General features: G+C 72.0%; 20 protein-coding genes. 9 read left to right on the top strand and 11 right to left on the bottom strand.

Annotation, left to right across the window (positions count from 1 at the left end):
* Positions 1 to 29: 29 nt before the first annotated feature.
* A complete protein-coding gene (locus AA23TX_RS29720; RefSeq protein ID WP_155546082.1) occupies positions 30 to 731 on the bottom strand; it encodes a response regulator in 702 nt (233 codons plus the stop codon).
* Between the two features lie 110 nt (positions 732 to 841).
* Between AA23TX_RS29720 and AA23TX_RS29725 the strand changes: the two genes are divergently transcribed.
* Positions 842 to 1,747: a phosphatase PAP2 family protein gene (locus tag AA23TX_RS29725; protein ID WP_439328779.1), complete on the top strand. Its 906-nt coding sequence runs from the start codon at positions 842 to 844 to the stop codon at positions 1,745 to 1,747.
* 297 nt (positions 1,748 to 2,044) lie between these two features.
* Here the strand turns inward: AA23TX_RS29725 and AA23TX_RS29730 are convergent, their stop codons facing one another.
* Positions 2,045 to 3,466: a hypothetical protein gene (locus AA23TX_RS29730; protein WP_155546083.1), complete on the bottom strand. Its 1,422-nt coding sequence runs from the start codon at positions 3,464 to 3,466 to the stop codon at positions 2,045 to 2,047.
* A gap of 182 nt (positions 3,467 to 3,648) precedes the next feature.
* Between AA23TX_RS29730 and AA23TX_RS29735 the strand changes: the two genes are divergently transcribed.
* A complete protein-coding gene (locus AA23TX_RS29735) occupies positions 3,649 to 5,034 on the top strand; it encodes a pyridoxal phosphate-dependent decarboxylase family protein (protein ID WP_155546084.1) in 1,386 nt (461 codons plus the stop codon).
* On the opposite strand, the gene AA23TX_RS29740 is transcribed toward AA23TX_RS29735, so the two are convergent.
* A complete protein-coding gene (locus tag AA23TX_RS29740) occupies positions 5,031 to 6,701 on the bottom strand; it encodes a thiamine pyrophosphate-dependent enzyme (RefSeq protein ID WP_230862762.1) in 1,671 nt (556 codons plus the stop codon). The genes AA23TX_RS29735 and AA23TX_RS29740 overlap by 4 nt on opposite strands.
* Positions 6,702 to 6,703: 2 nt before the next feature.
* Here AA23TX_RS29740 and AA23TX_RS29745 point away from each other — a divergent pair, with 2 nt between their 5' ends.
* Positions 6,704 to 7,378 (top strand): GntR family transcriptional regulator, encoded by a 675-nt coding sequence (locus tag AA23TX_RS29745; protein ID WP_155546085.1) that lies wholly within the window; start codon positions 6,704 to 6,706, stop codon positions 7,376 to 7,378.
* 300 nt (positions 7,379 to 7,678) lie between these two features.
* Complete coding sequence (locus AA23TX_RS29750) at positions 7,679 to 8,521, top strand: alpha/beta fold hydrolase (protein WP_155546086.1); 843 nt, start codon at positions 7,679 to 7,681, stop codon at positions 8,519 to 8,521.
* On the opposite strand, the gene AA23TX_RS29755 is transcribed toward AA23TX_RS29750, so the two are convergent.
* From AA23TX_RS29755 to AA23TX_RS29765, 3 genes are all read right to left on the bottom strand, one after another.
* The gene (locus AA23TX_RS29755; protein WP_155546087.1) at positions 8,495 to 9,499 is read right to left on the bottom strand and encodes a pirin family protein; all 1,005 of its coding nucleotides are present in this window, start codon (positions 9,497 to 9,499) and stop codon (positions 8,495 to 8,497) included. The genes AA23TX_RS29750 and AA23TX_RS29755 overlap by 27 nt on opposite strands.
* Positions 9,500 to 9,650: 151 nt before the next feature.
* Positions 9,651 to 9,944: a hypothetical protein gene (locus AA23TX_RS29760; protein ID WP_155546088.1), complete on the bottom strand. Its 294-nt coding sequence runs from the start codon at positions 9,942 to 9,944 to the stop codon at positions 9,651 to 9,653.
* Positions 9,945 to 10,127: 183 nt separating this feature from the next.
* Entirely contained in the window at positions 10,128 to 10,562 is a 435-nt protein-coding gene (locus tag AA23TX_RS29765; protein ID WP_155546089.1) for a single-stranded DNA-binding protein, read from the bottom strand.
* Between the two features lie 126 nt (positions 10,563 to 10,688).
* On the opposite strand from AA23TX_RS29765, the gene AA23TX_RS29770 reads away from it, so the two are divergent.
* The gene (locus tag AA23TX_RS29770; RefSeq protein ID WP_155546090.1) at positions 10,689 to 11,285 is read left to right on the top strand and encodes a PhoU domain-containing protein; all 597 of its coding nucleotides are present in this window, start codon (positions 10,689 to 10,691) and stop codon (positions 11,283 to 11,285) included.
* Between the two features lie 70 nt (positions 11,286 to 11,355).
* On the opposite strand, the gene AA23TX_RS29775 is transcribed toward AA23TX_RS29770, so the two are convergent.
* Entirely contained in the window at positions 11,356 to 11,772 is a 417-nt protein-coding gene (locus AA23TX_RS29775; protein WP_155546091.1) for a zinc ribbon domain-containing protein, read from the bottom strand.
* A gap of 100 nt (positions 11,773 to 11,872) precedes the next feature.
* Here AA23TX_RS29775 and AA23TX_RS29780 point away from each other — a divergent pair, with 100 nt between their 5' ends.
* On the top strand, positions 11,873 to 12,298 hold the full coding sequence (locus AA23TX_RS29780; RefSeq protein WP_155546092.1) for a nitroreductase/quinone reductase family protein: 426 nt from the start codon (positions 11,873 to 11,875) through the stop codon (positions 12,296 to 12,298).
* On the opposite strand, the gene AA23TX_RS29785 is transcribed toward AA23TX_RS29780, so the two are convergent.
* The 4 genes from AA23TX_RS29785 to AA23TX_RS29800 form a co-directional block, all read right to left on the bottom strand.
* The gene (locus AA23TX_RS29785; RefSeq protein ID WP_230862956.1) at positions 12,295 to 14,319 is read right to left on the bottom strand and encodes a transglycosylase domain-containing protein; all 2,025 of its coding nucleotides are present in this window, start codon (positions 14,317 to 14,319) and stop codon (positions 12,295 to 12,297) included. The genes AA23TX_RS29780 and AA23TX_RS29785 overlap by 4 nt on opposite strands.
* 126 nt (positions 14,320 to 14,445) lie before the next feature.
* Positions 14,446 to 15,267: an ABC transporter permease gene (locus tag AA23TX_RS29790; protein WP_155546094.1), complete on the bottom strand. Its 822-nt coding sequence runs from the start codon at positions 15,265 to 15,267 to the stop codon at positions 14,446 to 14,448.
* The gene (locus tag AA23TX_RS29795) at positions 15,227 to 16,030 is read right to left on the bottom strand and encodes an ABC transporter ATP-binding protein (protein WP_196425587.1); all 804 of its coding nucleotides are present in this window, start codon (positions 16,028 to 16,030) and stop codon (positions 15,227 to 15,229) included. Before AA23TX_RS29795 ends, AA23TX_RS29790 begins: the two co-directional genes overlap by 41 nt.
* Positions 16,027 to 16,467, bottom strand: a complete 441-nt coding sequence (locus AA23TX_RS29800; RefSeq protein ID WP_155546095.1) for a MarR family winged helix-turn-helix transcriptional regulator — start codon at positions 16,465 to 16,467, stop codon at positions 16,027 to 16,029. The genes AA23TX_RS29795 and AA23TX_RS29800 overlap by 4 nt, the downstream gene beginning before the upstream one ends.
* A 318-nt stretch (positions 16,468 to 16,785) precedes the next feature.
* Here AA23TX_RS29800 and pspAB point away from each other — a divergent pair, with 318 nt between their 5' ends.
* The 3 genes from pspAB (at position 16,786) to AA23TX_RS29815 (ending at position 18,542) form a co-directional block, all read left to right on the top strand.
* Positions 16,786 to 17,343: a PspA-associated protein PspAB gene (gene pspAB, locus AA23TX_RS29805; protein WP_155546096.1), complete on the top strand. Its 558-nt coding sequence runs from the start codon at positions 16,786 to 16,788 to the stop codon at positions 17,341 to 17,343.
* A gap of 71 nt (positions 17,344 to 17,414) precedes the next feature.
* Entirely contained in the window at positions 17,415 to 17,825 is a 411-nt protein-coding gene (locus tag AA23TX_RS29810) for a VOC family protein (RefSeq protein ID WP_155547400.1), read from the top strand.
* A 78-nt stretch (positions 17,826 to 17,903) separates the two neighbouring features.
* A complete protein-coding gene (locus tag AA23TX_RS29815; RefSeq protein ID WP_155546097.1) occupies positions 17,904 to 18,542 on the top strand; it encodes a hypothetical protein in 639 nt (212 codons plus the stop codon).
* Positions 18,543 to 18,580 lie beyond the last annotated feature (38 nt).

Here is an 18,580-nt window from a genome sequence, read left to right on the forward strand (position 1 = left end):
CCCGGCGAGCCACGAGCGGACCTGCCGGATCACGACCGGCCGAACCGGTAGCCGAACCCCCGGACCGTCTGCACGTGTTCCGGCTTCGCCGGCACGTCTTCGATCTTCGCGCGCAGCCGCTGCACGCACGCGTCGACGAGCCGCGAGTCGCCGAGGTAGTCGTGGTCCCAGACGGAGGAGAGGATCTGCTGGCGGCTGAACACCTGCCCGGGTGTGCGCGAGAGCTCCAGCAGCAGCTTCAGCTCGGTCGGGGTCAGCGACACCGGTGCGCCGCGCTTGGTCACCTCGAGCGCGGCCCGGTCGATCACCAGGTCGCCGTGGCGTTCTTCGGGCGCCGACTGTTCACCAGGACGTTCGCCCGGCCGCTCGCTGACGGCCCGGCGCAGCACGGCCCGGATCCGCGCGTCCAGCACGCGGGGTTCGACCGGCTTGGCGACGTAGTCGTCCGCGCCCGCTTCGAGCCCGGCCACGACGTCGAAGTCGTCGCTGCGCGCGGTGAGCATGATGATCGGGATCGGTCCCGACGCGCGCATCCGGCGGCACGTCTCGAAGCCGTCCATCCCGGGCAGCATCAGGTCGAGCACGACGATGTCGGGATGCTGGTGCACGAGCACCTTGATGCCGCGCTCACCCGACTCCGCGGTGTGCACCACGTGTCCCTGCCGGCGCAGGGCCAGTTGCAGTCCTTCCCGCACCGCCGCGTCGTCTTCCACCACCAGTACCTCGGCCACGGCGCCATTATTCGGAAAAGCGCACGTCGTGGCGACCCGGGCCGATCTTGTAGCAAAACCATGACATCGCCCTGACGGGATCTCGAAATGCCGGAGCCAGACTCGAAGACATGGCAGTGATCATCTCCGACGTACGCCCCGCCGCCCCGCCGGCCGGGCGCCACGCGCTCGTGACCCGGGCCGTGTCCCGCACCGCCGTGCTCGCGGCGAGCGCGGGCGGGTTCGCTCTCGCCTTCGTCGCGGCCTACCTGCTCTTCGTCCGCACGGAGGCCGGGCGCGGCGTCGAGAACGGCGTCGTCCGCAGCGCCCAGTCCGCCGGGGCGACGGTCGAGTGGGCGGCCCCGCTCCGGGACACCGATCTGGTGGTCGTGCTCGGCGGCGTCGCGGTGCTGCTGGTGGTGATCGCCCTGGTGCGGCGCCGGTTCGCGCTCGGCGTGACGGCCCTGCTCATGCTCGCCGCGCCGCTGATGGTGGCGCAGCTGCTCAAGCTGTACGTCCTGGACCGCCCGAGCACGGGCGACCGGTTCGGTGTCGCGAGCCACAACAGCTTCCCCAGCGGGCACGTCAGCGCGGCGATGGCCGTCCTGGTCGCGCTCGCGATCGTGCTGCCACGCCGCTTCCGCCTGCAGGCCCTGATCGCCGGCGGGGTCGGCGTCGCCTGGGTCTCGGCCGCGGCCGTGGCGCTGGGCTGGCACCGGTTGAGCGACACCGTCGGCGGCTGTCTCCTGGTCGCCGCGGTCACCTGCGCCGGGGCGGCGGTGGTGTCCGCCCGCCGCCCCGACGGTGACCGGGTGCCGCCGGTCCCGGTGCTCTGCGGCTTGCTGGCGCCGGTGGCGCTGGTGCTGGCCGGCTACCTGATCCTCGGGACGGCGACGTCCGGCGCCGCCCAGTTCGTCGCCGCGATGGTCCTCGCCGCGCTGTCGGCGATGGCGGTGGTGCTGCTGCTGGCCGCGCCATTGCGGCGGGTGGCGTTCGACCCGGCCGAAGCCCGGGTCCGGCGGCTCCGGCGCCGCTGACCGCCCCGGCGGGACCGGGAGTCCGTGTTATCGTTCGAAACGCCTGCCGGGATCGACAGCACATCGGGTGCCCGATTGCGGCGATGAAGGCATGGGCATCGCGTCCCGACCGGAGGTCGGCTCGAGAGAGTCGGCCTGCGTGTGAGATCCAGGATGAGATACCGACTGGTACAGGGTAGGCGGTAACAGTCCCCTCATGGCGCCGGCGCTTGACCGGCCACTCGGGGGAGCGACACCGTCGAGTGCAGATCCGGTGCTTCCCCGGTCGTCCGTCATCGGCCGGGGACTACCCGGCGATCACAGACCCAGTGCCGCCCGCAGCGCGGTGACCGCCGCCGCGACGGCCGTTCCCGCTCCACCGGCACCCTTGGCGAGAGCGACCAGGGCGTTGAGCCGACGCAGCATCCCGGGCTTGTCCGGCTCCTTGGCCGCCAGTTCCTTGTTCACGCTCGCGACAGCGTCTTCGGCTTGGTCGGCGGCTTCGTCGGTCACCTTGCCGCGCAGTGCGGCGACTTCCGCCTCGAGCTTCTCCACGAGCGCCGCGAGGTCGGCGCCCTGCGTCCCCATGTTCACGTCCCGCATGGTGACCGTCGACTTGGACGCGACGACGCCCGCCGAGCCGTGGACGACGGTTTCGTTCTTCTCCTGCACGAGATCTCCTCCGTTGATCAGGTAGAAGTTTCCCCTGGGGCGCTCCAGCGCCTCGGACAGCATGGTCGCCGCATCGGTCAGCTTGCGGGCGAGGCCCTTGCTCGACACCTGGTTGCTCAGCACCTGCAGCATCCAGATGCGGTCGGCGTAGTAGCCGTGCGCCGCGTCGATCACCTCGGTCAGGTACTCGCGCTGCCTCAGCCCGTGCCGTTCCGGGCGCAGCAGCTTGCCGCACATGTCGTCGAGGAAATCCTCGACCCCGGCGCCGGGTGCCAGCCGGCCGGACCGGCAGAACCCCAGCACGGTCTCCAGCGCCGCCAGGTCCGCGTGCAGGTGCGACACCTGGACGCGCAGCCGCCGCAGGAGCTCACGGTCCGAATCCGCCGAGTCGGCGATGGTCCAGCACGACACCGGCGTGTTCGTGACGATGGGCGAGGTGTGCCAGAGCCGGACCGGCGGCGGCTCGTCCTTCGAGCGTTGCTGCAGTTCCAGGAAGACGCCGGGAGTGCCGACCGAAACCCACCAGCGTGGCGGCGTGAAACCGTCGGCGGTGCGGCGCGTCGTGGCGCTCAGCAGGTGGCCGGCGAGAGCCTGGCCGAAGTGCGCCAGGGGTTGTGGTTCGGCCGCGCCGCCGCGGATCCGTGCGAGCACACCGAGCGCTGTCCGCGCTCCCGAGGTGATCGTCGCCAGGTCCAACCCCCGGAAGTCGAGATCGCAGAAGAACCCGATCTCGAACCGGCCGACGACACCGTCGCTGTAGAACCGCCGGAACAAGGGCTTGAGCCGGACCCGGAAAGGGAGCCGGGGTTCCGTCCCGCGCATCCTCGACAGGACGATCCTGTTCCGGGCGTCGACGTAGAACGACTCGTTCAACCAGGGCGACGGGTTTCCGCGCATCCGCCGCCGGACCGGTCCGAGGCCGCGGATGAAGTCCGTCCGGCAGTCGTCCTGTGAGCCGCGGGGGTGGACCCGCAGCGGGTGCGGCCACTTCGGCGAGTCGATGCGGTGGTCCGGACCGGGCAGCAGGCCGCGCACGTCGACGACCGGGTGTTGCACCACGACCAGCACGTCGCCACCCCCTCCCGGCCGTCCGGAGCGCCGTTGGATGATCGGTTCGGCGATTCCGGTCGTTACAGATGAACGATACGTGTTCCACGGTCGGTAGCGGGCGGCGCGCGCCGCCGGCGAGCGGACCAGTTTCGGGGGATTGGACCGCGACAGCGCTGGTCGCGGCACTTAGCGTCGGTGCCGTGCATCCGAGGCTCGCCGAAGACCTGAACTCCCTGCCCGAGCTGCTCGACGCCGCGCGGAAGCTCGCCGGTGAAGCGCTGGCCGGGCTGCCCGACCGACCCGCCGCCGTCCCGCCCGGTGCCGTGTCCCGGGCGCCGCTGCCGCTCGGCGGTGCCGGGGGCCGGGCCGCGCTGGAGGAGTTCTCGCAGCGCTGGGAAGCCGGCGTCGCGGGCAGCGCCGGGCCGCGCTACCTCGGGTTCGTCACCGGTGGCGCGACCCCGGCGGCGCTGGCCGGGGACTGGCTCACCGCCACCTACGACCAGAACCCCGCCAGCGGCATGGACTCCTCGGCGCAGGACCTGGAGCGCGAGACGGTCGGCTGGCTGGCCGAGCTGTTCGGGCTCGGCGCGGAGTTCTCCGGCGCGTTCGTCACCGGCGCCACGATGTCCACGGTCACCGGTCTCGCCATCGCCCGCGAATGGCTCGGCGAGCGCGCCGGGGTGTCGGTGTCCGACGACGGCGCCGCCGCGCTCGGCCCGGTCACCGTGCTGTCCGGCTCGCCGCATTCGAGCGTCCCGAAGGCGTTGTCGTTCCTCGGGATGGGCCGGTCGGCGCTGCGGAAGGTGCCGGTGCTTCCGGGCCGCGAAGCCGTCGACGTCGCCAAGCTGGCCGAAGCGCTCGGATCGCTCGACGGGCCGGCCGTCGTCGTCGCGAACGCGGGCACCGTGAACACCGTCGACTTCGACGACCTGCGCGCGATCGCCGCTCTCAAGCAGCGGTACGACTTCTGGCTGCACGTCGACGCCGCGTTCGGCGGGTTCGCCGCGCTCGTGCCGGAGCACGCGGTGCTGACCGCGGGCCTCGACCAGGCCGATTCGGTGGTCGTCGACCTGCACAAGTGGCTCAACGTGCCCTACGACTCCGCCGTCCAGTTCACCCGCCGCCGCGACCTGCAGCTGCGCGTGTTCGGCAACAACGCGGCCTACCTCGGCGAGATCGGCGAAACCCCGGACTTCCTGCACCTCACGCCGGAGAACTCCCGGCGGCTGCGCGCCCTCCCGGCCTGGTTCTCGCTCGTGGCCTACGGCCGGGACGGGCACCGCGAGATCGTCGAGCGCTGCGTCTCGCTCGCCCGCGACCTCGGCGCGCGGCTCGACGGTTCGCCCCACTGGCGGCTGCTCGCGCCGGTGCGGCTCAACGTCGTGTGCTTCGCCCCGGCCGAGGACGTCACCCAGGACCGCATCGACGCCCTCGTCCGCGCCATCGCCGAAGACGGGACCACCTTCCTCACCCCGACCGTGTACGACGGCAGCCCGGCACTGCGTGCGGCCTTCAGCAACTGGCGGACGACCGCGGCCGACCTCGACCGCGTCTTCGCCGCGCTCGAGCGCGTGGCCGCCGGCTAGCTGCGGTCCGACTTCGGCATCAAGTACTTCCACGGCGAGGCGCCGGCACCCAGCTCGCACGGCACGTGGACCAGCGCCGGCCGGCCTGCTGCGAACGCCTTGTCGAGCGCGCCGCGCAGGTCGTCCGGGGTGCGCGCGGTCAGGCCGAGCGCACCGAAGGTTTCGGCGAGCCGGGCGAAGTCCGGGTTCCGCAGCCGTCCGCCCAGCGCGCGGCCCTCGAACAGCCGTTCCTGGTCGAGGTGGACGTTGCCGTAGTAGCCGTTGTCGAACACGACCGCCACCACGTTGAGCCCGTATTGGACGGCCGTGGCCAGTTCCTGCGCCGCGAACATGAAGCCGCCGTCACCGGCCACGGAAACCACCGGGCGGCCGGGGAACGCCGCCTGCACACCGAGCGCCGTCGGGTAGCCGAAGCCGAGCGTGCCCTGGTGGCCGCACGTGACGAAGGTGCGCGGCGAGTAGACCTCGAACCCGAAGTAGGACGCGAAGCCGACCTGGCAGATCTCTTCGACGAAGAACCCGTCGCGCGGCAGCACGTCCCGGATCGCCCGCAGGAACTCCAGTTCGGGGCCGACATCGGCGAAGTGCTCGGCCACGGTCGCCTTCAGCGCCACGAACTCCTCGGTTCGGTCCGTCCGTTGTGGACCGGCGGCCGCGGTCAGCGCGGCCGTGGCGTCGGCGGCGTCGGCGACGATCGCCACGTCCGCTTCCAGCCGGGTCGCCTGCCGCGGGTCGATGTCGAGCAGGATCGTCTTCAGGCCCGCGGGCTGGTCCGGCCAGCGGAACCAGGACAGCTCCATCCGCGATCCGATGCCGATCACGACGTCGGTCTCCGCCCAGCGCTCGAAGCCGGAGACGCAGGTGAAGCCCAGCGGGTGGTCGTCGCCGACGATGCCGCGCCCGCCGCGGAACGGCACCACCGGCGCCTGCAGCCGCTCGGCCAGCGCCCGGACCTCGGCGGCCGCGTGCCGGGCACCGCCGCCGACCATGATCATCGGGTTCTTCGCGCCCTGCACCAGTTCCGCGGCCGCGGCGACGGCCGCCGGGTCGACGGCCGGGCGGGGCAGCGGCAGCGGACCGGCCGCTTCGGCGGGTGCGCGCAGGCCGAGCACGTCCCAGGGCACCGCCAGGGAGACCGGCCGCGGCCGCCCGCCCGCGGCTTCGCGGAAGGCGGTCGCCAGCGCGTCCGGGACCTCGACCGGGTGCTCGACCAGCGCCGACCACTTGGTCAGGGTCCGGAGAGTGGTCAGCTGGTCGGGCATCTCGTGCAGGTGCCCGAGCCCGCGACCGAGGTACGCGCGGGGGATTTCACCGGTCAGGCACAGCACGGGTGCGCTGGCCCCGTGCGCCGAGAGCATCGCGGCCGAAGCGTTGAGGACGCCGGGGCCGGGCACGACCGTGTAGACGCCGGTGCGGCCGGTCGCCTGGGCGTACCCGAACGCCATGTAGGCCACGGTTTGCTCGTGCCGGGCGCCGATGACCCGGATGTCGTCGCCCGCGCGGGCGAGGCTGTCGAACAGGTCGTAGGTCTGCACGCCGGGCAGCCCGAAGACGGTGTCGACGCCGTGGGCCCGCAGCCCGTCGACGATCAGGTCGGCCGCGGTGGGGGCGGGCGGGGTAATCGGCATCGGCACGGCCTCCTGGGCGTCGTCCGTCGGCGGGACCATATATGGTTTCCTACATGATCAGCGCGTCCTCGGGAAGACCGGTCACGAAGTCCCAGCTGGCCTACGAGACGATCAAGGCCAGGATCCTCGACGGCCGCTACGGGCCCGGGTACCGGCTGGTGCTCGACCAGATCGGCCGCGAGCTCGAGGTCAGCGCGGTGCCGGTGCGCGAGGCCCTGCGCCGGCTCGAGGCCGAGGAGCTGATCGAGTTCGAGCGGAACGTCGGCGCCCGGGTGATCGCCATCGACCCTACGGAGTACCGGCACGCGATGGAGACGGTGGCGATCGTCGAAGGCGCGGCGACCGGGCTGGCCGCGCCGCTGCTCACGCCGTCGGCGTTGGCGCGCGCTCGGTCGCTGAACGAGCGGATGCGGCGGAGCCTGGCCGAGTTCGATCCGCTCGCGTTCACGGCGCTGAACGCGGAGTTCCACGAGGTGCTGTTCGGCGCCTGCCCCAACCCGAACCTGGTCGACCTGGTCCAGCGCTGCTGGACCAGGCTGGCGGCGGTCCGCGACAGCACGTTCGCGTCCGTGCCGGGCCGGGCGCCGCAGTCGGTCGAGGAACACGAGCGGCTGCTCGAGCTGATCGAGGGCGGGGGCGATCCGGCGGAGGTCGAGCGGTTCGCGCGGGGACATCGGTTGGCGACCTTGGAGGCTTATCTCGCGCGGGAGCGGTGAGGGCGCCGGGATTGGCTGGGGCGCTGGCTGGCGTGATTATCGTCCGGCAGACGTGCCGCGAGGTGCCTGGCGGGCGCGGGTGGGGTTGCCTGGCCGGCGTAGCCGAGGTTCCGCGAGTGGTGGGCAGGTGCGGGTAGCCCGGTGATGTGCGGTGGGCATGGGGTTGGTGTGAGCCAGGGTTGGCCTGGTCGCGTGCCGGGCTGGCGCGGAATTGCCGCGCGAGCGTGACCGCCGGGTGTGGGGCCGGTTGGTGCTCGGGTGAGGGTTGCCCGGGCCGCCTTCGGAGTGTCAGGGTCGGGGATGCCGATCTTCTCCGCGCCGGACGGGACTGCGCTCTGCTTCTACCTCTTCGGCTCCGGTGGTGCGCCCCTCGTCTGCCTGCCCGGTGGGCCCATGCGGGCCGGGGCCTATCTGGGGGATCTCGGGGGGCTTGGTGCCCGGCGTCGGCTGGCCGTGCTCGATGCGCGGGGGACCGGGGGCTCCGAGGTGCCCGGTGATCCCTCGACCTACCGGTGCGATCGGCAGGTCGAGGACGTCGAAGCGTTGCGCAAGCACCTCGGCCTCGAACAGCTCGACCTGCTGGGGCACTCGGCCGGGGCGAGTCTTGCCGTTCTCTATGCCGCCCGGTATCCCGGGCGGCTGCGCCGGCTTGTGCTCGTCGCGCCCAGTCCGCGGGCCGTCGGGTTGCAGCTGTCCGTGGCCGATCGGCGGCGGATCATGGCGCGGCGGGCCGGTGCTCCCTGGTTCGATGCCGCCGCCGCGGCCTACGAGTCCATTGCCGCGCGGACCGCGACCAGTGCCGACTGGGCCGCCATGGCCCCGATGTACTACGGCCGGTGGGACGACGCCGCCCGGCGGCACCAGGCCGCCGAGGCCGGCCAGCGCAACGGTGCCGCCGCCCGCGTCTACAACGCCGATGGTGCCTTCGAACCCGAGCGCACGCGGGCCGAGCTCGGGGCGGTCGAGGCTCCCGTGCTCGTGCTGGCCGGTGAGCTGGACTGGATCGCCAGCCCGGCCGTCGCCGACGAGTTCGCCGCGCTGTTCCGGGACGCGCGGGTCACCGTCCTGCCCGGCGCCGCGCACTATCCCTGGCTGGACGACTCGCCCGCGTTCGTCTCAGCCGTGGCCGGCTTCCTGGCCTGAAGCCGGGTTCCGGCGCGGTTTGATGCGGACCGCCGGCAGCTCCGGCGCCGGCAGCCGCCCCGGGGTGCCCGTGTAGCCGGTCACGCTGCCGAACTGGTCGGACTCCGCCTGCCAGGCCTCCCGGAACGCCGCGATCTCCTCGTGGGTCCGGCCGACGAAGTTCCACCACATCAGGATTTCTTCGTCGAACGGGGTCCCGCCCAGCAGGAGGAACCGGGCCGGCGCGGTGCCCCGGTTGCTGAGCGTCAGGGAGCGCACGCCGGTGCCGACGTAGCCCAGCTCGGCCGGGCGGACGCGGGTGCCCGCCACGACGACGTCGCCGGTGTCGGCCAGGACGCCGTGCTCGAAGCGCGGGTCGACTCCGAGGGACATGTGGGCGTCCGGGCCCAGCACGATCTCCGCGCCCAGGAGCGGGGTGAACGTCGGGATCGGGGACGTGCGCCCGGCCAGCGAACCGAGGAACACCCGGATCTCGGCGCCCTCGATCCGGTTCACCGACGGCACGTAGTGGTCGAAAGCGCGTGCGGTGTGCCGGTGCCGCTCGGGCAGCGCCACCCAGAGCTGGACGCCGTGCAGTGTCTTCGCGGCTTCGGTCGAGACCTCCGAGTGGCAGATGCCGTGCCCGCCGGTCATCAGGTTCAGCTCGCCGGGCCGGACCAGCGCGTGCGTGCCCAGGCTGTCGCGGTGCTCGATCTCGCCCTCGAACAACCAGCTCACCGTCTGCAGGCCGGTGTGCGGGTGCGGGGCGACGTCCATCGCGCCGGTCACTTCGGTCGGGCCGTAGTGGTCGGCGAAGCACCAGGCGCCGATCAGCGACCGGGAGCGCTGCGGGAGCGTCCGCCGGACCCGCATCGCCCGCGGGCCGCCCAGGGGCACCTCACGCGGGGTGAGGATCTCGACGGCCGGGTGCTCGGGATCGGCGGTCGCGGGCCGGTCGCCGCAGGCGAGCTCGGTGGGCGCGGCCTCGGTGTTGCTCATGCCCGCCACGGTAGTCGCGACGCGGACCCGGCCCCGGTGGGCGTGACCCGCGAGCCGGGCCCACAGCGACCCGAGTCGCGCTGACCGGTGGCGGCGGCGGGCAACGCGGCCGCGTTTGCGTTGTGGAGTTGTCAAGCTGCGCGCCGCCGGGTCAGGCGGCGTGGTGCTGCTGCTGCGCCGTGACGATCGCCTGGCCGTCGGCCGTCAGGACCGCCGGGACCAGCTCGCCCGGCAGGCCGGGGCGGGCCGCGCGGACCAGGCCCTGGTGGGCCAGCGCGTGGGCCGCGAACTGGTCACCGCACGACAGGCCGTCGATGAACAGGTCGGGCTCGCTGCTGCAGGACACCCGGCCGCGGCCCGCGCCGACCGCTCGCAGCATCGCCAGCATCCGGTGGTTCACCAGGGGTCGCACGGCCGGTGTTCCGGGCTGTTCGTTCCTGTTCATCTCGGTCCCTCCCGCTCGTGGTCCGATCTCGTCCTACCCGTGCGTCGAACCAGCTGAGGGGATTTCGACAGCACATCCGGAACGGCCCGGCCAGAAGCGTGCGTCCATCGTCACCGCCGCCGGTCGAGCCCGGGTCGACTCCCCGTTGACGGCTGTTCGGACTCAGGACGCGACCGGATGGGCTCAGAACGGGGGCGACCCCGCGACCGCCGGCTCCGGCGTCCACGAACTGGTCGCCTCGCCGCCGGCGGCCCGGCTGAGCCTGGTCACCTTCGCCGTGGCGTACCGCAGGGCCGGGCCGATCTCGTCGACGTCCAGCTCCGTCACGGTGCGCTTCTCGCCCTCCTTCGTGTCGTACGACCGCTGTCTCAGCCGGCCTTGGACGAGCACGCGGGCGCCGCGCCCGAGCGACTCCGCGACGTTCTCCGCGTACTGCCGCCACAGGCTGCAGCGCAGGAACATCGCCTCGCCGTCGCGCCAGGCGCCGGACTCGCGGTCGAACGTGCGGGGCGTGGACGCGACCGTGAAGTTCGCGACCGCGGCGCCGGCCGGGGTGAACCGCAGCTCGGGGTCGCTCGTCAGGTTGCCGACCACGGTGACCAGCGTTTCGCCTGCCATCGGGCTCCTCCTTCTCCTCCGGGTGCGGGGTGCACCGCTCTCGCCGATGAGGAGAGCACGGGGGACCGACAGTTCCGGGCCGGGCGACGAGATGCCGGTACCCGGCCGGGCTGGTTTCCTGCCGCCATGCCGACGGCGTTTCAAAAGGAGCTGGGCACGCTCGCCCACCGGCTCGCGGACCTGTGTGCGCTGGTCGCGATCGCGCTCGAAGGGGCCACGCGTTCCGTGCTCGAAAGTGACCACACGCTGGGCGGACGCGTGCGGGAAGACGTCGCCGCGGTCGCCGCGCTCGGGGCTGCGTGCGAGGACCAGGCGTGTGCGCTGCTGGCCCTGCACGCGCCGCGGGAGGCGGACGTGAAGGCGGTCGTCGCCGCGGTCCACACCGCCGCGGATCTCACTCGGATGGGTGGTCTTGCGCGGGAGGTCGCGGAGCCGCGGCGGGTGCCGGTGGAGGTGCGTCCGGCGCTCGGGCGGCTGGGCGGGCACGCGGTGGCCGCGGTCCGGGCACTGCAGGAGCTGCTCGCCGGGGGAGGCGGTGCCGGGCCGGCTGATGCGGTCGTGCTCGCCGAGGCCGCGGAGCGTGGGTTGCGCGAGGCAGCGCGCGGGTGTGGCGCGGGGGCCGCCGTCGACGTGGTGCTGCTGGCGGCGGTTTACGGCCGGTTCGCCGGGACCTCGGCCGTGATCGCCCGCCGGGCCTCGGGATTCGCGCCGGTCGGCGCTTGACGGGAGCGGCGAAAGATGCCGGAAAAGTCGAACTCGCCCCGGTTGTCCGAAAAGGACGGCGACCGAGCGCTCAGCTGCCCTGCTGCGGGAACTGACCCTGCTGCGGGTACTGCTGCTGTGACGGGTGCTGCGGCTGCGGAAAACCTTGCGGCTGCGAGGGGTGCGGAGGCTGGAAGCCCTGCGGAGCCCCCTGCTGCGGGAAACCCTGCGACGGCGGCTGCTGCGGGTAGCCGGACTGGGCACCCTGCCCCTGCTCCTCCTGCGCCTGCAGGCGGACGGCGTCCTCCTTGGGGATCCGGTTCTCGATCCCGCAGAACGTGCACTGCGCGGAGTACTTCACGCTGATCGGGAAGAGCGGGATGAAGAAGAGGGTGAACTTAGTGACCGCCTTGCGCACGGCGTGCGAGGCGGGGTTGCCGCACCGGCCGCACAGGAAGGTCGTCATCGCCAGCACGTAGATCCGCGTCCGCCAGCCCCAGATCAGCATCGGTACTTCTTTCTCCCAGGTCTTGTTCCGCCGCGCAGCCTCGCACACCGGCGCGCCGCCGCGTGGCGGTTTCGCGGAACTCGGGGACTAGATTGTGATCATGCCGAGCGATTTCGCCCTCAAGTCCATGAACGCCGTGCACCGCGGCCTGATCAAGCTCACCCGCGGGAAGGTGGGCTGGCACGCGGCCATGCCCGTCCTGGAGCTCACCACGATCGGCCGCAAGAGCGGCCAGCCGCGGTCGGTGCTGCTGACTTCGCCGCACCAGCAAGGCGACACCCTGGTCGTCGTGGCGTCGCGCGGCGGGGACGACACGCACCCCGCGTGGTTCCTGAACCTGCGCGACAACCCCGACGTCGAGGTCTCCCTGAAGGGCTCGCCGAAGCGGCCGATGCTCGCCCGGGTCGCCGACGCGGAGGAACGCGCCGAGCTCTGGCCGAAGATCTCCGGCGAGTTCAAGAACTACGCGCAGTACCAGACGAAGACCGAGCGCGAGATCCCGCTCGTCTTCCTCGAACCCCGCTAGCTCCGCGCGGTCAGGTAGCCCGGGTCCGGGCCGGGGATCGCCTGGTCCGGCACGCCCGCGAGCAGTTGGCTCATCGCGTGGAAGTACGGCGGCGCGGCGACCGTGCCACCGAATGCGCCGTGGCCGCAGTTGCCGAGGTGCACCGGCGTGCCGGGGCAGATTTCGCGCGGGCGCGGGCCGTCGGCGAAGACCATGGACGAGACCGCGTAGCCGTCGACGCCGCCGACGAACGCCACGGACTCGCTCTGCTGCGTCGTGCCCGTCTTGCCGATGTCGGGGCGCGTCCAGCCGGCCGCGTGGGCCGCCTGGGCCGACGTGCCGTCCGTCGTGTCCTTGCTCAGGCCCGCTTCGAGGGTGTTCGCCACGCCGGTCGGGATGACCTGCTCGCACGCCTGCTGCGGCACCGGGACGGCGTTCCCGTTCCGGTCGGTCATCGACAGGATCGGGTTCGGCGGGCACCAGACGCCGCCGCTCATCAGCGTCGCCGAGACGTTCGCCATCTCCAGCGGGCTGACCGGGCTGTTGCCGAGGGTGAACGACAGCAGGTTCTGGAAGTACTTCGACTGCGGTTCGTTGTACTGCGGGTTGCCCGACGCGGGGTCCGGGACGGCGCCCGCGTCGTTGGTCGCGAGGGTGTTCCGCAGGCCCAGCTTGTAGGCCATGTCGAGCACGGCGGGCATCCCGACCTGGCTCTCGAGCCCGACGAAGGCGACGTTCGGTGACGTCGCGAGGCCGTCGGCGAGGCTGATCGGGTCGGCGTAGTGGCCGTCGTTGTGGACGGTGTAGCAAGCCGAATGAGCGTCCGGCACCGGGAAGCACTGGCTGTCCGGGTTGGGCAGCGGCGTCTCCAGGCCCGCCTTGCCGGTGACGAGCGCCGCGGCCGAGGTGAAGATCTTGAACGACGAGCCCGCGCCGAACTCGTTGCTCGCGTCGGCGACGATGTCCGTGGACGTCTCGCCCCGCGCCGGGTCGGTGCCGTAGTTCCGGTTGGCGACCATGGCGAGCACCTGGTGGCCGGTCGAACCCGGCTGCACGACGGCGAAGGTGTTGGCGACGCCGTCCTGGGTGGTCGGCACGTTCGCGTCGACGGAGTCCTTCGCCACCTGCGAGACGCGCGGGTCGAGGGTGGTCTTGATCGTGTAGCCGCCGGTGGCGAGTTGGTCCGCGGTGAACCCGGCGTGCACGAGGTAGCTCTCGGCGTAGGCGCAGAAGAACCCCGCGTCCGGCGCCGCGCCCATGCACGTCCCGGACGGCGTCACCGGACCGTCCGGCAGCAGCCCGAGCGGCGCCGCCTTCGCCGTCGCCGCGTACGACGCCGGGATGGAGCCGTTGGTGACCATGGCGTCGATGACGAGGTTGCGGCGTTGCAGCGCTTTGTCCGCGTGGGTGTACGGGTTGTAGACGCTGGGGTTGTTCACCATCCCGGCGAGCAACGCCGCCTGCGGGACGGTCAGTTTGTCCGCCGTCGTCCCGAAATAGGCTTTCGCCGCGGCGCCGACCCCGTACACCGTTCCGCTGAATTCGACCACGTTGAGGTAATTCGCCAGAATGTCGTCCTTGCTCATGGTGTTGTTGAGCTGGACGGCCATTTTCGCCTCGCGCAGCTTGCGCGCGAGCGAGTCTTCGCGGTCTTGCTGCTGCGCGACCGGGTCGTTCCGGTCGACGACGTTCACGAGGTAGTTCTTGACGAACTGCTGCGAGATCGTCGACGCGCCCTGAAGCGAGCCGCCCGCGCTGTCGTTGACCGCCGCGCGGAGCATTCCCTGCACGTCGACGCCGCCTTCGGTGTAGAAGCGGCGGTCTTCGATCCCGATGATGGCGGCCTTCATCGTCGTCGCGATCCCGGCCGCGGTGACCGGCAGCCGGTACTGCGCGTACAGCGTCGCGATCGGCGTGCCGTCGCGGTCGGTCACCGTCGTGGTCAGCGGCGGATCGGCCGCGGCCAGCTGGGCGGAAATGGCGTCCACCGAATCGCCGACCTGATTCGACAGCAGGCCGGCGCCGATGGCGGCGGGCGCCATCGTGCCCGCCACCAGGATTCCGGCGAGAACGCACAAACCGGCAAAAGAGAACACGCCCGGGCGACCATTCACGAATCCGAGATTAGCCATCCGGGAATGAAGCTTCCGTTCGGTGAGACATGTGCCTCAACGGGCCAACCTGCCGAGCAGGGCCGAAGCGACCGAAACCGCGGCGACCGTCGCCGCGGCCAGCACGGCGAAGTCGAGCCCGAGGTGCGACGGCGTGCCGATCAGCAGCCCGCGCAGCGCGTCGACCTGGTAGCTCAGCGGGTTGACGTGGCTGAGCACCTTCAGCCACGACGGCATGAGGTCCACCGGGTAGAGCGCGTTCGAGCCGAAGAACAGCGGCATCGTGATCGCCTGGCCGATGCCCATCAGCCGTTCGCGCGACAGCACGATCCCGGCGATCACGATGGACAGGCAGCAGAAGAACGCCGACCCGAGCACGAGCACGACGGCCATCGCCAGCAGCTTCAGCGGGTTCACGGTCAGCCCGACGCCGAGGATCGCCGCCAGGATCAGCACCATCAAGGCCTGCACGAGCGCGCGGACGCCGGCGGCGAACGCCTTCCCCGCGACGAGCGCGGCGCGCGGGGTCGGGGTCACCAGGAGCTTGGCGAGCACGCCCGCGTCGCGTTCCCAGATGATCTGGATCCCGTAGAAGATCGAGATGAACAACGCCGACTGCGCGAGGATGCCGGGCGCGAGGTAGTCGAGGTACGGCGTCGAGCCGGTCGTGATCGCCTTGAGCCGGGTGAACGTCTCCCCGAAGATCAGCAGCCACAGCGCGGGCTGGATCGCCCGGGTGAGCAGCTCGGTCTGGTCGCGGCGCAGCTTCTGCAGCTCCACCAGGCACATCGCGCCGACGCGCGCGGCGAGGATCCGCGCCTGGCGCAGCGGGCCGGGGTCAGCCGAGACGGCGGGCGGTGCGGCGAGCGGCACGGACACTGCGGATCCCTCCTTCGTCGGTTTCGAGGCGGTCGCCGGTGACCGCCCGGAACACGTCGTCCAATGTGGACCCGGGGCCGAGGTCGGTCTCGAGCTCGGCGGGGGTGCCCAGCGCCCGGATCCGGCCGGCGTGCATGAGCGCGACTCGGTCGCAGTACTGCTCGGCCTCGTCCATGTAGTGCGTGGTGACGAGCACGGTCATACCGGTGTCGGTGCGGATCTGCGTGATCCGCTCCCACACGGCCGAGCGGGCGACCGGGTCGAGCCCGATCGTCGGCTCGTCGAGGATCAGCAGCCGCGGCGAGCTGACCAGGGCCTGGGCGAGCTCGAGCCGGCGGATCATGCCGCCGGAGTAGCCCTTCGCGACGCGATCGGCTTCGTCGGCCAGCCCGACGAGGTCCAGGGCCCGCCGCACCTCGCCGGCGCGCCGGGCGCGCGGCACGTCGAAGAGCCGGGCGAACAACGCGACGTTCTCGCGCCCGGTCAGGGCGCCGTCGGCGGACAGCTGCTGCGGGACGTAGCCGATCAGCCGCCGCACGGCCATCCTCCGGCGCGCGACGTCGACGCCGAAGACGGTGATGCGGCCCGTCGCGGTGGGCAGCAACGTGGTGATCATGCGCAGCGTCGTCGTCTTGCCGGCGCCGTTCGGGCCGAGCAGGCCGAACACCTCGCCGGGGGAGATCTCCAGATCGACGCCGTCGACCGCGCGGGTCGTCCCGAACGAGTGGCTCAGGCCGGTGCACCGCACCGCGGGTTCGGTCATGGCTGCTCCTTCAGGATGCCCATGAGCTTTTCCATGGCCGGCAACGCCTGTTCGATCGCCGCCGTGTCCTCTTCGGACAGTCCGGTGAGTGCTTCGGCGACGAGCCCGGTGCGGGCGCGCCGCCACGAGGCCATCCGGTCGCGCGCGGCATCGGTGATCTCCAGCCGGGCCGCGCGCCGGTCGGCGGGGTCGGCCTCCCGGCGCAGCAGGCCGGCGTCGACGAGCTGGTTCACCAGCGTGCTGACCGAGTTGGCGGCCAGGTGCAGTTCGCGCGCGGCCGCGGCGACGCCGATGCCGGGCCGGTCGGCCACGACGCGCAGGACCTCGACCTGCGCGCCGGGCAGTGGGAAGCCGGGCACCTCGGCGCGCACGCGGCGGCGCACGACCCGGCGGATCCCCTGGACGGCACCGAGCAGGCGTTCGGCGAGTTCGGTCATACCGTCAAGGTAGCTCTGACTCAGATCTATTAGCAACGCTAAATGTCTGGTAGTGGAGAATAGGTGGCGAAAGTCGGGATCCGTTCGCCGCGTGAGGCGAAAGGGATACCGCTGATCGGCTGAACCTGACACGGAGTGACCGTTCGGCGGCGAAGTGCTGCCGTTCGCCGCGTGATCGCGGGGTTCCGGTCCGGAACCGGCGGCCGCGGGAGCATGCTGTCCTTTCCGACCCCGCGTCCCCGCGCCTGACGTCCACAGTGGACACTGCCAGTGCGCCCGGCCCGGCGGTCCTTCACTACCGGAATAGGACACACCGTCGTGACCCTGCTGGACAGCAAGCTCGTCCGCTGCTGGACATCCCGTCCGCACCTGCAGTCCCTCTACACCCTCGCCGCGGCCGCCCCGCGGATGCGCGCCGCGCTCGGCCTCACGCCGACCGGCGGCGGCGCGATCGGCTTCAAGGTGGACGGGGACGCGCTGGCCCGCACCGAGGCGGAGCTGCTCGCCGCGACGTCGGCCCGGCTGCCGGTGCACCCGCTGGTGACGCAGGACCTGTACGGGCGTTCGACGGTCCGGTGCTGGCGCCGCAACCACGACCTGCGCGTGCTGACCGGCGACCTGGTCGACGTCGCGGACCGGCTGGCCCGGGCGGGCTACGGCGGCTGCCTGCGGTCGGCGACCGTCGAGTTCGCCGAGCCCGGTGGCCGCCGCGACCGCAAGCTCGCGCTGGTGTACCTGTTCGACCGCGGCACGTTCCACACCGCGCCCGTCGCCGGGAACGCGCCCCTCGACCCCGCGCTGGAGCTGCGCGCCCGCGCCGCCCTGCACGGCGCGCTGCCGTTGGAACCGCACGCGCACCGCCGGTTCGTCGTCTGAAATTCTCGCGTTTGTCGAGGTCACGAGCTTCTGCGAAGATGCTGCTCTCTTCCGACGAGAAGGAGACCGCAGTGGCTTCCGTGCTCAACCCGTACCTGAGCTTCCGCGCCGAGGCGCGGCAGGCCATGGAGTTCTACAAGAGCGTCTTCGGCGGCACTTTGACCGTGAACACGTTCGGGGAATTCGGTTCACCCGAAGGGGCGGACGCGGACAAGATCATGCACGCCCAGCTGGAGACCGAAAAGGGCTACCGGCTCATGGCGGCCGACACCCCGACCGGGATGGACCACAACCCGGGCACGAACATCACGGTCAGCCTCAGCGGCGACGACGCGGACGACCTGCGCGGCTACTGGGACAAGCTGAGCGAGGGCGGCACCGTGACGGTTCCGTTCGAAAAGCAGATGTGGGGCGACGAATTCGGCTCCTGCATCGACAAGTTCGGCATCCCGTGGATGGTCAACGTCGTCCATCAGGCGTAACGGGACGTTGCAGCCGGGACCCGCGTCGGTGACGATGAGGGACCGGCGTGCTTCCGCGCCGGGCGAGAAGGAGGCCCGATGGCGGGTGTCCCCTGGACGTGCGCGCAGTGCGGCGCGGTCAACGACCCCGCGGCCGGACGCTGCGGTACCTGCCAGAGCCTGGCGCCCGGCCGGGCTCGCGCGCGGGCGCTGTGGGTACTGCTGACCCTGATGCTGGTGGCCGGGGTCGCGATCGGCGGGGTCCTGCTGTTCAGCGCGCGCTCGAAGCCCACGCCGGACTCGGCCGGGCCGTTCCCCTCGTACACGACGCCCGCCCTCCCGACGACCAAGACCGTCGTCACGACCGCGAACGGCGTCACCCCGCCGGTGACGCCGTCCACGTCGACCTCGCCGTCGCCCACGCCGGCGGGGAAGCCGTGCCCGGGTGACGCCGCCCGCTACCTTCCCGGCGGCCAGGGGACGGCGCTGCTGGTGGCGCAGACGGTGAAGTCGCTGATCACGATCTGCCGGGTGCCCGACGGGCGGATCTTCTACGACGGCCAGGCCCGCGGGCAGGCGGCCTCGGGCGACACCCACATCATGCTGCCCGCCGAGGCCTCGGGCGACGGGTTCGTCGCGAAGAACGGGGACTACACGTACCAGGTCGGTGGCGGCAGGCTGGTCGTGTCGGCCGGGTCCGGCGTGCTTTCGGACGACGAGCTGACCACCGTCGGCTGAGCGCTTGCTCAGGATGTGGGAGCGCCGCCGCGCTACCG

It is taken from the genome of Amycolatopsis camponoti, from assembly GCF_902497555.1.
In the GTDB taxonomy this organism is placed as follows: Bacteria; Actinomycetota; Actinomycetes; order Mycobacteriales; family Pseudonocardiaceae; genus Amycolatopsis; species Amycolatopsis camponoti.